General features: G+C 64.8%; 17 protein-coding genes. 12 read left to right on the forward strand and 5 right to left on the reverse strand.

Going from position 1 to position 14,466, the window contains the following annotated elements; all coding sequences use genetic code 11:
* Positions 1–253 precede the first annotated feature (253 nt).
* Genes JIP62_RS15200 through JIP62_RS01005 form a run of 10 tightly spaced genes read left to right on the forward strand, consistent with a single transcriptional unit; the run spans position 254 to position 7,280 of the window.
* Positions 254–382: a hypothetical protein gene (locus JIP62_RS15200; protein WP_269145465.1), complete on the forward strand. Its 129-nt coding sequence runs from the start codon at positions 254–256 to the stop codon at positions 380–382.
* Positions 379–969, forward strand: a complete 591-nt coding sequence (locus tag JIP62_RS00965; RefSeq protein WP_201103111.1) for a hypothetical protein — start codon at positions 379–381, stop codon at positions 967–969. The genes JIP62_RS15200 and JIP62_RS00965 overlap by 4 nt, the downstream gene beginning before the upstream one ends.
* Positions 969–1,718 carry a Fe-S cluster assembly ATPase SufC gene (gene sufC, locus JIP62_RS00970; protein WP_201103112.1) on the forward strand — a complete coding sequence of 250 codons (750 nt, stop codon included), beginning with the start codon at positions 969–971 and terminating at the stop codon, positions 1,716–1,718. Before JIP62_RS00965 ends, sufC begins: the two co-directional genes overlap by 1 nt.
* Positions 1,715–2,770, forward strand: a complete 1,056-nt coding sequence (gene sufD, locus JIP62_RS00975; RefSeq protein WP_201103113.1) for a Fe-S cluster assembly protein SufD — start codon at positions 1,715–1,717, stop codon at positions 2,768–2,770. The genes sufC and sufD overlap by 4 nt, the downstream gene beginning before the upstream one ends.
* Positions 2,749–3,990, forward strand: coding sequence for an aminotransferase class V-fold PLP-dependent enzyme (locus JIP62_RS00980; protein WP_201103114.1), 1,242 nt, complete (start codon positions 2,749–2,751; stop codon positions 3,988–3,990). The genes sufD and JIP62_RS00980 overlap by 22 nt, the downstream gene beginning before the upstream one ends.
* Positions 3,991–3,995: 5 nt before the next feature.
* Positions 3,996–4,385: an SUF system Fe-S cluster assembly protein gene (locus JIP62_RS00985; RefSeq protein WP_201104450.1), complete on the forward strand. Its 390-nt coding sequence runs from the start codon at positions 3,996–3,998 to the stop codon at positions 4,383–4,385.
* A 9-nt stretch (positions 4,386–4,394) separates the two neighbouring features.
* Entirely contained in the window at positions 4,395–4,793 is a 399-nt protein-coding gene (locus tag JIP62_RS00990) for a HesB/IscA family protein (RefSeq protein WP_201103115.1), read from the forward strand.
* A complete protein-coding gene (locus JIP62_RS00995; RefSeq protein ID WP_201103116.1) occupies positions 4,794–5,795 on the forward strand; it encodes a methionine ABC transporter ATP-binding protein in 1,002 nt (333 codons plus the stop codon).
* A complete protein-coding gene (locus tag JIP62_RS01000; RefSeq protein ID WP_201103117.1) occupies positions 5,796–6,461 on the forward strand; it encodes a methionine ABC transporter permease in 666 nt (221 codons plus the stop codon).
* A 15-nt stretch (positions 6,462–6,476) separates the two neighbouring features.
* Complete coding sequence (locus JIP62_RS01005) at positions 6,477–7,280, forward strand: MetQ/NlpA family ABC transporter substrate-binding protein (protein WP_201103118.1); 804 nt, start codon at positions 6,477–6,479, stop codon at positions 7,278–7,280.
* A 5-nt stretch (positions 7,281–7,285) separates the two neighbouring features.
* On the opposite strand, the gene JIP62_RS01010 is transcribed toward JIP62_RS01005, so the two are convergent.
* The 4 genes from JIP62_RS01010 to JIP62_RS01025 all read right to left on the reverse strand — a co-directional run bounded on the left by JIP62_RS01010 (position 7,286) and on the right by JIP62_RS01025 (position 12,258).
* Positions 7,286–8,071: a lysophospholipid acyltransferase family protein gene (locus JIP62_RS01010; protein WP_201103119.1), complete on the reverse strand. Its 786-nt coding sequence runs from the start codon at positions 8,069–8,071 to the stop codon at positions 7,286–7,288.
* A gap of 47 nt (positions 8,072–8,118) precedes the next feature.
* Positions 8,119–9,174 (reverse strand): GGDEF domain-containing protein, encoded by a 1,056-nt coding sequence (locus JIP62_RS01015; protein ID WP_201103120.1) that lies wholly within the window; start codon positions 9,172–9,174, stop codon positions 8,119–8,121.
* A 100-nt stretch (positions 9,175–9,274) separates the two neighbouring features.
* Positions 9,275–10,786 carry a DEAD/DEAH box helicase gene (locus tag JIP62_RS01020; protein WP_201103121.1) on the reverse strand — a complete coding sequence of 504 codons (1,512 nt, stop codon included), beginning with the start codon at positions 10,784–10,786 and terminating at the stop codon, positions 9,275–9,277.
* A 242-nt stretch (positions 10,787–11,028) separates the two neighbouring features.
* Positions 11,029–12,258 carry a hypothetical protein gene (locus JIP62_RS01025; RefSeq protein ID WP_201103122.1) on the reverse strand — a complete coding sequence of 410 codons (1,230 nt, stop codon included), beginning with the start codon at positions 12,256–12,258 and terminating at the stop codon, positions 11,029–11,031.
* A 396-nt stretch (positions 12,259–12,654) separates the two neighbouring features.
* Here JIP62_RS01025 and JIP62_RS01030 point away from each other — a divergent pair, with 396 nt between their 5' ends.
* Positions 12,655–12,972 (forward strand): ArsR/SmtB family transcription factor, encoded by a 318-nt coding sequence (locus JIP62_RS01030; protein WP_201103123.1) that lies wholly within the window; start codon positions 12,655–12,657, stop codon positions 12,970–12,972.
* Between the two features lie 5 nt (positions 12,973–12,977).
* Here JIP62_RS01030 and JIP62_RS01035 read toward each other — a convergent pair whose 3' ends face one another.
* Entirely contained in the window at positions 12,978–13,433 is a 456-nt protein-coding gene (locus tag JIP62_RS01035; protein WP_201103124.1) for a MerR family transcriptional regulator, read from the reverse strand.
* A gap of 73 nt (positions 13,434–13,506) precedes the next feature.
* Between JIP62_RS01035 and JIP62_RS01040 the strand changes: the two genes are divergently transcribed.
* Positions 13,507–14,151, forward strand: coding sequence for a cation transporter (locus JIP62_RS01040; protein WP_029416407.1), 645 nt, complete (start codon positions 13,507–13,509; stop codon positions 14,149–14,151).
* Positions 14,152–14,466: the final 315 nt, after the last annotated feature.

The following is a 14,466-nucleotide window of genomic DNA, read 5'->3' on the forward strand; positions in this document are numbered from 1 at the left end:
GCGATCAGTCTTGAAGGGAGCGTGGGGTGACTCTACGGCCCTGGTTTAGAAACACCTTTTCCGGCATCAGGCCGATAAACAGAAGCGGTTGGCTCTTTGGCTCGGCAATCGGGATCAGCCTGTCTGTTTTCTTTGTGGTTGGGGTTGCTTTGACGGAGATCAACAAGGCCTTCGCACTGGTGTTGATCCCACTCTTTGCCTGGCTTGTCTTCAAGCTCAATGCGGTTGCCGCTAACAGAACGCGAAACGACTGATGCTCTCCAACTCCAACCTCCACGTCACCATCGGCGACAAGCCGATCGTCAAGGGACTGGCGCTCGCCGTTCCGGCGGGCGAGATGAACGGCCTCTTTTTGTCGAATGGAGCGGAGGATTTTCGATGAGCATCGACAGCGCACTGATTGTCCAGAAGGCTGTCCTTCCCAGGGTGGCGCAGCTGGTTGCAGATATGGCGGAAACCGGGGTGACCGTTGTCTTTCCGGCGGACTTCGAACTGGACCAGAACGTCGGGGGCTGGGTGCCGGTGACGGTCGATGGCGAGGCGAGCGGCTTCAACTATGGCGTCCAGTCGCTGGCCGGGATCGACCCTGTCGAACTGCCGGACGGTGCTGCCGAGGCGGGGGACACCCTCCTGGCCTTTGGAGCGCAAGGCACATTGTCCGCCGAGACGGTGAGCCTGATCCATGCCGTCATGGAGCGTCGTTATCGCGCCTGGTTGCTGATCGAGGATGAATTGCTGCCCCCCGAAGACGACTGGGGGCCCGGTGCCTCGCTGGACGATATCCATGTCGATCGGCGGGGAACACCGGCGAAGCTGGCGGCCGATGTTGAGGCCTATGTCGCCCAGCATTATCCGCCGTTTACGCCGGACCCGCACGCCAGGACGAAAGACCTGCTGAAGCAGCTGATCGTTCCCGTTCTCATCTTCGCCGCGCTCGGCGGCTTTTATCTCTGGTCACAGTTGCAGTGATGCTCTCCATCCAAAACCTCCATGTCTCCGTCGGCGAAAAGCCGATCCTGAAGGGGCTGACGCTCGACGTTCCGGCGGGCGAGGTGCACGCCATCATGGGGCCGAACGGGGCCGGGAAATCGACGCTGGGCTATGCCCTGTCGGGGCGGCCCGGCTATGAGGCGACCGAAGGGGCTGTGTCCTGGCAGGGGCACGACCTGCTGGACCTGGAGCCCGCCGAGCGGGCGGCGAAGGGCGTGTTCCTGTCGTTCCAGTATCCGATCGAGATTCCCGGTGTGCCGGCCCTGACCTTCGTGCGCACGGCGCTGAACGCCCAGAAGCGGGCGCGGGGCGAGGAGGAGGTGTCGGCACCGGCCTTCCTGAAGATGGTCCGCGAGGCGTCCAAGGCGCTGAAGATGGATTTCGACATGCTGAAGCGGCCGCTGAATGTCGGCTTCTCCGGCGGCGAGAAGAAGCGGATGGAAATCCTGCAGATGGCCCTGCTGGAGCCGTCGCTGCTAATCCTCGACGAGACCGATTCCGGCCTGGACATCGACGCCCTGCGGATCGTGTCGGAGGGGGTCAACGCCCTGCGACGTCCCGACCGCGCGATGCTGGTGATCACCCACTATCAGCGGCTGCTGGACTATATCAAACCGGACCGGGTGCATGTGCTGGCCGCTGGCCGGATCGTAGCCTCGGGTGGGCCGGAACTGGCGCTGCAGCTGGAGGCGGAAGGGTACGACAAGTATCTGCCGCAGGCGGCTTGAACGCGCCCATTCGCATCGATCTGAAGGACGTCTCCAGCTTCCCGTCGAGGCGCTCAGAGGCCTGGAAGTATACGGATGTCCGTCGCTATCTGCGCGACGCTCCGCCTCCGGCCGAACCGTTGGACGTTTCCGGTGCGGGCCTGTTTGAAAGCGTCCCGTGGAATGCGCTCCAGCTTTTCGGGAACGGACGAACGGACGACGGCGAGAACACCTTCACCGACGCAGGCACGCGCGGTCTGACTGTCCGGCCGGCCAATCCCCATGTCCATCTGATCCGCGTGGCAAGCGACAGTTTCGACGGCGGTTGGCAGGGCTTGATCGACTATACCGTCGGCCCAAACGATCACGCCATCCTGCTGGAGACCTATGAAGGTCGAGGCGGCTACGTCGCCAACATGGCCCTGAAGTTGAGCGTGATGGAGGGAGGTCGGCTGGATCGCATCGTCGTCGCTGACGACGCCGCGGAAGCGATCTCCTTTTCGCGAGCCGACGTGGCCTTGGGCAAGGGCGCAGAGTTCACGCAGACGATCGTCACGAACGGAGCGAAGCTGCAGCGGTTCGAGACCCACGTCGCCAATCCCGGTGAGGGCTCCGAGGTGCGGATCGACGGGGTCTATGCGCTTGACGGGACGCGCCATGCCGACCTGACCAGCGTGGTGCGCCATGAGGGCCTGAACGGTGTCACCTCCCAGTTGACCAAGGGCGTGGTGCGCGACACGGCGCGCGGCGTGTTCCAGGGCAAGATCGTCGTCGAGCGCGGCGCGGACGGCACCGATGCGCGGATGGGGCACCATGCGCTGATCCTGGGTGAGCGGGCCGAGGTGGACGCCAAGCCGGAGCTGGAGATCTATGCCGACGACGTGCAGTGCGCGCACGGGAATACGGTTGGTAATCTGGACGAGAGCGCCCTGTTCTACATGCAGCAGCGCGGCATTCCGGCCGACGAGGCGCGGGCCCTGCTGACGCAAGCCTTCCTGTTCGAGGTCGTGGACCGCATCGCCCACGAAGGGGCGAGAGAGGTGGTGAGGGCATGGCTGACGGCACGACTGTAATCGCCCGCTTCGACCCCTATGCGGCCCGAGCGCAGTTCCCGATCCTGTCGCGGCAGGTGAACGGCAAGCCGCTGGTCTATCTGGACTCGGCGGCGTCGGCGCAAAAGCCGCAGGCCGTGATCGACGCCCTGACGGCGGCGATGGAAGGCAGCTATTCCAACGTCCACAGGGGCCTGCACACCCTGGCCAATGAGACGACCGAGGCGTTCGAACAGGCGCGCGAGACCGTCGCCCGCTTCCTGAATGCCGAGACCCCGGACCAGATCGTCTGGACCAAGGGCGGGACCGAGGCCTTCAACCTGGTCGCAGCCGGTCTGGCCCAGAGCCTGAAGCCCGGCGACGAGATCGTCACCACCCAGATGGAGCACCACGCCAACATCGTGCCCTGGGCGATGCTGCGCGACCGGTTGGGCATCGTGCTGAAATGGGCACCGGTGCTGGACGACGGGTCTCTGGACATGGCGGCGCTGGCTGATCTGATCGGGCCCCGGACCAAGCTGGTCGCCATCACCCATATGTCGAACGTGCTGGGCACGGTGAATGATGTGAAGGCGGTCGCCGACCTGGCCCATGCGGCCGGGGCGCTGCTGCTGGTCGATGGTTGTCAGGGGGCGGTGCATTGCAGCCCGGATGTCCAGGCGCTGGACTGCGACTTCTACGTCTTCACCGGCCACAAACTGTATGGCCCGACCGGGATCGGCGGGCTGTACGGCAAACGCCCGGCGCTGGAGGCCCTGCCGCCGTATCAGGGCGGGGGCGAGATGATCTTCACCGTGACCGAAGATGCGGTGACCTATGCCGGGATTCCGCATCGGTTCGAGGCCGGGACGCCGCCCATCCTGGAGGCGATCGGCCTGGGTGCGGCGCTGGAATGGTTCATGGCCTTTGATCGCCAGGCGGTCGCGGCGCATGAGCGGGCATTGTACGACCACGTCGTGGATCGCCTGTCGGGTCTGGACTGGCTGCGGATCGTCGGCGAAGCGCCTAACAAGGGGGCCATCCTGACCTTCACGGTCGAGGGTGCGCATGCGCATGACGTGGCGCAGATCCTGGATCGGTATGGCGTCGCCGTGCGGGCCGGCCTGCACTGCGCCGAGCCGCTTTCCAGACGATTTGGCATCACGTCGAGCGCGCGGGCCAGCTTCGCCCTATATAATACGATCGAAGACGCCGATGCCTTCGTGGATGCGCTGATCAAGGCGCGCGAGTTCTTTGTGTGACGGATATGGACGACCAGAGCATCAGCACCAGTGAGACCTTTGCCGAGGCGTGGGACGCCCCGACGAAAAGCGCCCTGTCTCAGGACGAACTGAACCGGCTGACCGACGACCTGATCGAGGCGTTGAAGACCGTCTATGATCCGGAAATTCCGGTCGACATCTATGAGCTGGGCCTGATCTACAAGGTCGACGTCTCGGACGATCGGGACGTGCTGGTGGAAATGACCCTGACCGCGCCGGGCTGCCCGGTGGCCGGTGAAATGCCGGGTTGGGTCGAGGATGCGGTCAAGAAGGTCGAGGGCGTCAAATCAGCCCGCGCCAATCTGGTGTTCGACCCGCCGTGGGACTCCTCCAAGATGAGCGACGAGGCCAAACTGGCCCTGAACATGTTCTGAGGTGACGCCATGACTGAGCTTCAGACCACCCTTCGTCCCCGCCGTCCGCGCCCCAAGGCCGTGACCCTGACAGACGCTGCCGCCGCGCGCGTTCGCGACATCATGGCCAATGCGGAAAAGGACTACGTCGGCCTGCGGGTCGGGGTGAAGAACGGCGGCTGCGCGGGACAGGAATATACCTTCGCCTATGCCGAGGCGGTTGAGCCGCTGGACGAGGTGGTCGAGGACAAGGGCGTCACCATCCTAATCGATCCCAAGGCTATCCTGTTCCTGATCGGGTCGGAGATCGATTACGAGACGTCGAAGCTGGCGTCGAAATTCGTGTTCCGGAACCCGAACCAGACCGATGCCTGCGGCTGTGGCGAGAGCGTCACCATCATCCCCGCCAAGGCGCTAGAGACCGACTGAATGATCCGGCTGGAAGGGGTCACCAAGCGCTATCGCAGCGCGGCGGGCGAGCGCGTCGCCCTGGACAACGTCACCTTGAGCGTCGCTCAGGGACAGGTGTTTGGCGTGGTCGGTCGGTCGGGGGCGGGCAAGTCGACCCTGATCCGCACGATCAACCGGCTGGAGACGCCCGATGCCGGGCGGATCTTCGTCGGCGATGAAGAGATTACTGCGCTGAAACCGGCCGCGCTACGTGCCGCGCGGCGCCGGATCGGCATGATCTTCCAGCATTTCAACCTGCTGAATGCCCGCACGATCGCGCAGAACGTTGCCTTTCCGCTGAAGCTGGAAGGTCGCCCGGCGGCCGAGGTCGATCGGCGGGTGGCCGACCTGCTGGCGCGGCTGGGCCTGGCCGACCATGCTGCAAAATACCCGGCACAGCTGTCGGGCGGACAGAAGCAGAGGGTGGGCATCGCGCGGGCCCTGGCCTGTAAGCCCCGTGTCCTGTTGTGTGACGAGGCGACCAGTGCCCTGGACCCCGAGACGACGGACGAAATCCTGACGCTGCTGGATCAGTTGAACCGCGAACTGGACCTGACCGTCGTGCTGATCACCCATCAGATGGAGGTGGTTCGCCGGGTCTGCGATCGCGTGGCCGTTCTGCAGGACGGCAGGTTGGTGGAAGAGGGCACCACGGCCGACGTCTTCCTGCACCCCAAGGCAGCCGCGACGCGCGCCATGCTGGCGGAAGGTGAGGGGGGCGAGACCTATGATGCCTCGGTCGTGCCGGCGGGCGGGCGGCTGGCCCGGCTGACGTTCCGCGGGGCATCGACCTATGAGCCCGAGCTTAGCCGGATCGCGCGATCTGTCGGGGTGGATTATTCCATCCTGTCGGGCCGTATCAGCCGCATCCGGGGTGAGCCCTATGGCCAGCTGATCGTGGCCTTCACCGGCGGCGATGCCGAAGCCGCGATGGCTCAACTCAATGATCGCGGCGTGTCGGTGGAAAGCGTGAGCGCCTAGATGGACACCTTTTTCGTCAATGTGGACTGGTCCGAGATCGGTCGAGCCACGCTGGACACTCTGCTGATGCTGGGCGGATCGATGGCATTGACCGTCGTCTTCGGCATCCCGCTGGGCGTGCTGCTGTATCTGTCGGGCAAGGGACGGCTGGCGGCCAATCCGATCGTGAACGGCGTGCTGTCTCTGATCGTCAACATCCTGCGGTCGGTGCCCTTCATCATCCTGCTGATCGTCATGCTGCCGGTGACGGTGTTGATGGTCGGCACGTCTCTGGGCGTGGCCGGAGCCATCCCGCCGCTGGTCGTGGGCGCTGCGCCCTTCTATGCGCGGCTGGTCGAGACGGCCTTGCGCGAAGTGGACAAGGGGGTGGTCGAAGCGACCCAGGCCATGGGGGGATCGACCTTCCAGATCGTGACCCGCGCCCTGATCCCCGAGGCCATGCCGGGCATCGTCGCCGGGGCCACGGTGACGGCGATTGCCCTGGTCAGCTATACGGCCATGGCTGGCGTCGTCGGAGCAGGTGGCTTGGGCGATCTGGCGGTCCGGTTCGGTTATCAGCGGTTCCAGACCGATGTGATGGTCGTGACCGTCGTGCTTCTGCTCCTGCTGGTGCAGGGGCTTCAAATGATCGGTGACCGCCTGGTCGCCCGTGTTTCCCACCGCTGATCAAAGGTGCTCGTGATGAACCGCCGTTCCCTGTTGCTCTCCGCCGGCGCCCTGAGCCTGGCCGCCTGCGGCCCGTCGGTCGAGCCTGCGTCTGGTGCCGATGCACCGCTGGTCGTCGGTGCGACGGCCGTGCCGCATGCCGAAATCCTGGAGCATCTGAAGCCGGTGCTGGCGGCCCAGGGCCTGGAAATCGAAATCCGGGTGTTCAACGACTACGTCCAGCCCAATACGCAACTGGTCGAGAAGCGGCTGGACGCCAACTATTTCCAGACCAAGCCCTATCTGGACGAGTTCAATGCGGCGCGCGGTGCGACGCTGGTGACGGTGGCGGGGGTGCACGTCGAGCCCTTGGGGGCCTATTCGCGCAAGCATCAGACGCTGGCCGACCTTCCGAACGGGGCGCAGGTGATCCTGCCCAATGATGCGTCCAACACCGGGCGCTCGCTGCTGCTGTTGCAGTCGGCGGGGCTGATCACGCTGCGCGATCCAGCCAGCCCGCTGCAGCTGGTTCGGGACATCACCGGCAATCCGAAGGCACTGCGGTTCCGCGAGGTGGAGGCCGCGACGATCCCGCGGATCCTGGACCAGGTCGATCTGGCGGTCATCAACACCAACTATGCCCTGGACGCCGGGCTGAAGCCCCGAACCGATGCCCTGGCGATCGAGGGCGGGGACAGCCCCTATGTGAACTATCTGGTGGCCCGGCCCGACAACCGGGACGATCCGCGCATCCAGCAACTGGCGGCGGCGCTGCGCAGCCAGGACGTGAAGGACTTCATCGCCGGAAAATACGATGGCGCGGTGATTCCGGCCGCGTGATGGCGTCAGGAGGCTGAGGCGGCTCGGGCTGCCTTGGCCGCCTCGTCGGGAGCCAGGACGCGAACGGCGGGGATGACGGGGCCGCCGCGGGCCTCCGCGATCAACTCGGCCGTGCGGGTCTCGACCGCCGCTTCCAGCCGAACCAAGAACTCCTCCTTGCCCAGCCCGGTGGGAATGGGGTCGAGGAACTCCAGCGTGGCAGTGCCCGGTGTCTTGCGGAACGCCTCCTGCGGCCAGAACAGGCCGAGGTTCGAAGCCAGGGGCACCACCGGCATGTCGAAATCGCGGTACATGTGCCAGACGCCCGATCGGTAGCGGAATTTCTCGCCCACCTTGGCCAGGTTGCCCTCTGGATAGATCAGGATGCGACGCCCCTCGCGATGGGCGTCGGCCCCGCGCTGCTTGAGCGATTCGCGCGCTTCGCGACCGCCGCAGTTGTTCACGACGATGGCCCCGAGCTTCTTCAGCACCGTTCCCAGCAGGGGGAATTTCTCCAGGTGGTCGCCGGTGACGAAGGCCAGATCCGGGAACTGGTCATAGGTCGCGAAGCCGTCGCCCCAGGACTGGTGCTTCGAGGCGATGATGAAGGCGCCTTCGGGCAGGCGATCGCGGCCGCGCACCTGTATGCGGATTCCCGCCAGCAGACGCATGGCCTGAACCATACGCTTCACATAGCGGCGGATGATCCAGCCCGTTGCGCCCCGGCCAGGCACCAGGGCTGCAAAGGCAGCGGTCAGTCCATAGGTGATGGACAGGATCCAATAGGCGGCGGCAAAGGCGAAACTGCGCATGAAGCGACTATGGCACGGCCAGTCGGACGCTCAGGTGAATTTCTCGATCAGGCGGCCTTGTCCAGGACGTCGGCGGCTGTGACCTGATTGCGGCCGTTGCGCTTGGAGACATAAAGGGCGGCATCGGCGCGTTCCAGCAGGGCGCTGGCGCTTTCGCCGCGCTTGCGCTGAGCGAAGCCAGCCGAAATGGTGACGGCACCCAGTTCGTCATTGGTCGAGCGACGGCGCAGGGCGCGCGAGGCGATCTCATGCCGCACGGCGTTCAAGGCGGCCTCGACCGTGCCGGCGCTCTCGCTGGGGAAGATCATGGCGAACTCCTCGCCGCCATAGCGGGCCGCCATGCGGGGATGACGCGCAACCCGGGCCAGCACGCTGGCAACATATCGAAGGACCTGATCGCCGGTCTGATGGCCCCAGGTGTCGTTGAAGCGCTTGAAGTGATCGATATCGATGACGGCCAGGGTCAACGCCTTTGAGTCGGCATCTTCGGCCTCGCAGGCGGCGGACAGATGCTCGTCGAAGGCCTTGCGGTTGGCCAGATTGGTCAGGGCATCGGTCATCGCGTCGCGGCGGACCTGTTCGAGGTGTTCGCGCAGCTTGGCCACCTCGCGGGTCGAGGTCTCCAGCTTCTTTTCGAGCGCGGCGTTTTCGTTCTGAACCTTCAAGGTCGCTGTGGTCAGGGTGGTGACCAGGGTCTTGAGACCATCGGGGTTCTCGACCCTTTCGATCCCGGCGCTGGCATCGGCCAGGGTGTCGCCATAGGCCGACTGAGACTGGTGAGCCTTGGATATGGCATCGGCCACGCTGGCCAGTTCGCGGTCCAGCACCCGGCCGGCATCGCGAATTTCCTCAGACAGGCGCCCGCGCGGCAGGTATTCGGCGGCAAGCATGTCGGACATTGCGTCCGTGAAGGGCTCGTCAGCCGCCAGAAGGCGCTGGATCTCGCGGCCCAGCGGCCCCTCAGGATCGCCCAGATAGTGCAGCCAGAGTTCGAAATTGACCGGCGTCGGCCAGACGTTGGCGGCCTGCATCTCGTCAACGACACGGCGAGCCAGGCTGTAGGATTCAGGCCCGCGCAGTGTTGTTTCGACCTGAGCCCGCATGCCCGCTTCCCCCGGAACGATCGCATTCGGCGATCCACGGCAGGAGGCTAGACCACGGTTCGGTAACGACGGGTTAAGCGCCGCCATGAACCTCGTCGAACTATGCCTTGATCAACACCGAACGGCGCAGGAAGGCCGGGATGTCGTCGTCGCCGAACGGCTTGGCCGTGGTCTTGGGCGCAGGTGCTCGGTCGGCATTCGATCCGCGACGGCCGGACTGGCGCAGCGCGGTCTCCTGCACAGGACGGGCGGGCTTGGTCGGCCGGGCCGCCGGCTCGGCGGCGATCGGTGGTGCCGCGGAAGCCGTTTCTGCCGTCTCGACCACGGCGGGGGCGGTTTCGGCGCGGTTGCGGTTACGGCCCGAACGCCCCCGGGCAGGACGGGCGTCGGCGCGCGTCTCTTCGGAGCTGTCGGCGATCTTCGGCACGTCGGGGCTGCGGCCGTCCTCGCGCTTGGCGGCAGGCTTGGCTCCACCCAGGTCGGCAGCGTCCAGCACCAGCTCCTCTGGAGCCATCTTGATCAGCTTCAGCACCTTATCCAGGGCCTTGTCGTCGTTCGGCGTGACGATCATGAAGGTCTGGCCCAGCTTTCCGGCCCGGCCCGTGCGCCCGATGCGGTGCACATAGTCGTCGGCGTGATGGGCGACGTCATAGTTGAAGACGTGGCTGACATCCGGAATGTCGAGACCGCGCGCCGCAACGTCGGAGGCGACGAGAAGCTTCAGTTCCCCAGCCCGAAAGGCCGCCAGGGTCTTGGTCCGCAGGGACTGATCCAGGTCGCCGTGGATCGGCGCGGCGTCGAAGCCGTGCTGCTTGAGCGACTTGGCGACCACATCGACCTCGCTCTTGCGATTGCAGAAGACGATGCCGTTGCGGACGTCGGCCCGCCCGATCAGGGCTCGCAAGGCGGCCCGCTTGGTCTTGGGGTCGGAGGTGGGCAGCCGGACCAGATACTGGGTGATGGTTTCGGCCGTCATGGCCGGGCGCGAGGCCTCGATCCGCGTCGGATCCTTCAGGAACTGGGTGGTCAGACGCGTGATCTCTGGCGGCATGGTCGCCGAGAAGAACAGGGTCTGCCGCTTGGGCGGCGTCAGTTTGAAGATGCGTTCGATATCGGGGATGAACCCCATGTCCAACATGCGGTCGGCCTCATCGACGACCATCAGCTCAACGCCCGTCAGGAGCATCTTGCCGCGCTCGAACAGGTCCAGCAGACGGCCCGGGGTGGCGATGAGGACGTCGACGCCCTTGTTCAAGGCCGCAACCTGATCGCCCATGGATACGCCGCCGATGAGAAGCACCCAGCTCAGCTTGGTGCCCTTGGCGTACTTCTCGAAGCTCATGGCCACCTGGTCGGCCAGTTCGCGGGTAGGGGCCAGGACCAGGGCGCGGGGCATACGGGCCCGGGCGCGGCCTTTGGCGAGAAGCTCGACCAGGGGAAGGGTAAAGGCCGCCGTCTTGCCGGTGCCGGTCTGGGCAATGCCGAGAACGTCGCGCCCGGCAAGTGCCACGGGAATGGCCTGGGCCTGGATCGGCGTGGCCGTCGTGTAGCCGGTGTCGGCGACCGCCTGAAGGGTCGTGGGCGAAAGCCCCAGTTGGGAGAATTCTGTCATCTAGTCCTGGAAAAGCATTGGGAACGCCAAATACCTGGGCGTCGTATCGTCGTCAGCTGCCGGAACCGCCCGATTGGGCGTGGGGGGCGGCGCGCATCGCAGTCCTATCCCGAGCTTGGCGCTGCATATAGATGACCCTGCGCCAGAGTCAACTATTCGGTCGGTGGGGTGGTGACGCAGTTTGAACTTAGGGGTTAGGTATCGTGATCCAAACGATGCCAGGGGATGGGGGTCTGGGTCGTCTAGGGGTAGTAGCCCCGCTTGAAATAGTCCCCCAGGCAGACATTACAAATCGAATGGTCATCGGGCTGTATGGCGACCGATGCGGCGATCGCGTCTTCCAGCGAATAGTAGGGCATCCAGACCCCCGACGACTTGGCACCGGCCTTGCGGCCCTGGCCGTCGCGGCAAAAAGCGCATTCTGCTTTGTGAACCTTGGTAGATTGGTGCGTGGTGCTCGAATAAACCCAATGCGACGGGGCCAGCACGACATCGTCGTCCGAAACTTCGATCAGGATCGGCTCGGACGGCGGCTCTTCGCCCTGCTCGGACTCCACCAGTCGGCGTTCGGCCGTGAAGTCGTCCGCCATCGTGAGCATGTCGGCGACCGACCAGAGCCGCGTTGCAAGGCCGGCCGCGATCGCCGCCGGGTCCCTCTTGATCCATTGGCGGCTGCGCGTTCCATCGGGCTGAAGGCGAGGCCGCATCGGGCGCGGAATCCAACAGTAGTTGTGACAGACGGCCCACATGGCGATGTGCCGCTCGTGGTTCAGCATCGTTTTGGAGAAGGCGTTGGTCTTCCGGTTGAAGCGCCGGTTTCCCATTCGCAGATTCAGATTCTGGCGCTCGATGTATGACGTGTGGGTGTCTTCGACGCGCCAGTCGCCGGAGCCCTTTTTTCGATTGGCGCCGATGTAGCGTCCGCCCGGCGCCTTGTTCCCGTTCTTGTCCTGCTTGTCGTATTGCTTCTCCAGGATGCCGTAGTCAGCGTCCGCGCCAAACGCGTTCCTGAAAGCCTTCGTATAGGCCTTCAGGCCATCGGTCGCGAGGTGCGGCCGAACGACGAACCCGCCGTCCGGGCTCCGTTCCAATTTCCCCGCCACGTTCTTTAGGAACTCGCTGGCGTTGAGAGCGTCCTGATCGCCGAGGTGGTATTCGAAGATCAGCTTAGAATCCGCGCACATGGCGAGGTAGGTCCAGACACGGCCAGCGCCCTCGGGTGGGTCGATCATGTCCGACAAGTTCTTTTCCTTCGCCCCAACGAACGAATGCAGTTCGTCGGCTTGGATGTTGGCGATGTGCAGATTCTTGAGCGTCTTCATGTGGGCGATGGCCCAATCACCGACTTCGGCGAACAGCTTGGCGACGGTGTTCTGACTGACGTCGAAGATGCGCTCGCAGGAACGCTGCGACATGCCCTCGCACAGGCAATGAAGCATACGAACGCGCAGGTCCTGTGGCTTCCGGTTCATGGCGTGGAGCCCGCCCGCGCGATCACGAACGTGTAGAACTCGTCAACTTGGAGGCCGGAGCCTGCGCCTTGACCGATCGAGGTTGCGACCGGTTCGCTCGACGGTGAACCGACGTCATCCGCTGTCGGCTGGCACAGCGTCTCTTCAGGCGTCCCTTCCATGCTCCATCCTCCTCACTCTCGCTCGGGAATGAGGCGACTTCATAAAGCAGCGACATGTCTAGGTCAACGATATATCGGCGTATCACCGTATGTCAATATTCTTGACGTAGAACACCCTCGAATGTCAGGATTCACGACATAGAGCCGGTGTCACGGTTCGTGACAGATGAACACCTTGACGAACAACGGATTTTCGGTAGAGTCCGAAGTTCAACGTATCGGAGGAGTCCGAATTATGGATATGGCAGTCGTGATGATGGGCTTCTCGGCCCTTTCGACCGTGTCGCGGGTAGAGATTCTTCGGCTTCTCGCCAAAGAGGCGCCGCCGGAGGGCATGAAGTCCGGCGACATTGCGAAACGGCTGGGGGTCGCGCAGAACACCCTCTCTACCCAGTTGATGATGCTGTCCCATGCCCGATTGGTTCAGTATCAGCGGGACGGCCGGTCCATCCTCTATCGCGTGGACCAGGAGAACCTTCAGGCGTTGTCGGACTTCCTTTTGAAGGAATGCGGTGGCCTGCCGCGCGCCCGACCGACGCGCAAAGCCGCCTAGCCGGGTTAGAACTCCGACCTCGTGCCGCCGTGATCGGCGCCACAGCGGTCGTGATCATGTAGGACCTCGATCACCTTGCAGGCCGAGACGCGCCCACCGGCGCACTCGGCCGTCATCCGGGAGAGTTCGGCCTGAAGGGCCTTCAATCGAGCGATTTTTCCCGTGACCACCGCGAGGTGGCGGTCGGCGATTGCGTTGGCCTCGCCGCACGGCCGCTCCGGTTCATCGGCTAGGTCCAGCAGCGAGCGGATCGAGTCCAGGTCGAAGCCCAGGTCACGGGCGTGGCGGACAAACGACAGCCGGCGCAGTGCCGCGTCGTCGTACACGCGGCGATCGCTCGCGGTCCGCTCCGGGGCGGGCATGATCCCGATCTGCTCGTAGAAGCGGATGGTGGGGACCTTCACGCCCGTGAGCGCGGCTAATCTCCCGATGCTTCGCGTGGACAGGGAGGTGGAGGCCATCTCGTGAAAATAGGCGCTTGATCCTCTAGTGGCTAGAGGATGCAGAAGGGTCTCTCCCACTTGGAGGTCGCCCGTGAGCCAGCCGATCCTGAATGAGCCTTCCGCCGGCTGCGGATGCGGCGCCGCCGTCAAGTTTGACGGCGCCACGCCCGCCTATCGCCGCATCCTTTGGTCGGTGATCGCCATCAACGCCCTCGCGTTCGTGGCGTTGGCCGGGGGCGCCTGGCTGCAAGGTTCGGCGGCGCTGGGGGCGAACGCTCTGGATTTCTTGGCCGACAGCGCGACCTACGCGATCAGCCTATGGGCTATCGGTCGCTCGACGCGGATCAGGGCGGGCGCGGCCCTGCTGAAGGGCGCGAGCCTCGGGCTGCTCGCCGCCTTCATCCTGGGCTTCGCGATCTGGCGCGCCGTGTCGGGGGCGCCGCCGGAGGGGGCCGTCATCTCAGGGCTGGGACTGCTCGGCTTCGTCGCCAACGGCATCGCCGCCCTGCTGCTGGTTCGCCACCGTGACGGCGACGCCAATGTCCGGTCCGTCTGGCTCTGCACCCGCAACGATCTCATCGAGAGCCTGGTCGTCGCGGCGGCAGGCGGTTTGGTGTGGATCACCGCTTCGCGCTGGCCCGACCTGATCGCGGGCGTTATCCTGGCCTTGGTCTTCCTTCAGTCGGCCTGGGCGATCGTTCGCCAGTCGCGCGACGAGTTGAGGCAGGGTTCATGATGGGCCGGTCGGATGAAGCCGCCATGCGACGAAGCGCCCGCGCGCCGTCCGCGCATTGTTTTTCAGCAGGCCGCGTGCTATGGAGCAGCGTGGACGCGATGCGGGTCAGACAGGGATTGATGGCGGCGCTGCTCGCGGCGTTCATGTCGTTGTTCGTGCTGACTTCTGCCGTCGATGCTGCGACTTGCGCCGTGGAACCAGCGGATCATTCCGCCGCTGGGGTGTCGGCCAACCCGACCGATACCGACCCCGGAGACGCTGGCGAAGATCACGCGATCTGCTCGCACGGCCACTGCCACCACGGAGGCGCACCCC

Origin of the sequence: Brevundimonas vitisensis (assembly GCF_016656965.1) — a bacterium.
GTDB classification, from domain to species: Bacteria; Pseudomonadota; Alphaproteobacteria; order Caulobacterales; family Caulobacteraceae; genus Brevundimonas; species Brevundimonas vitisensis.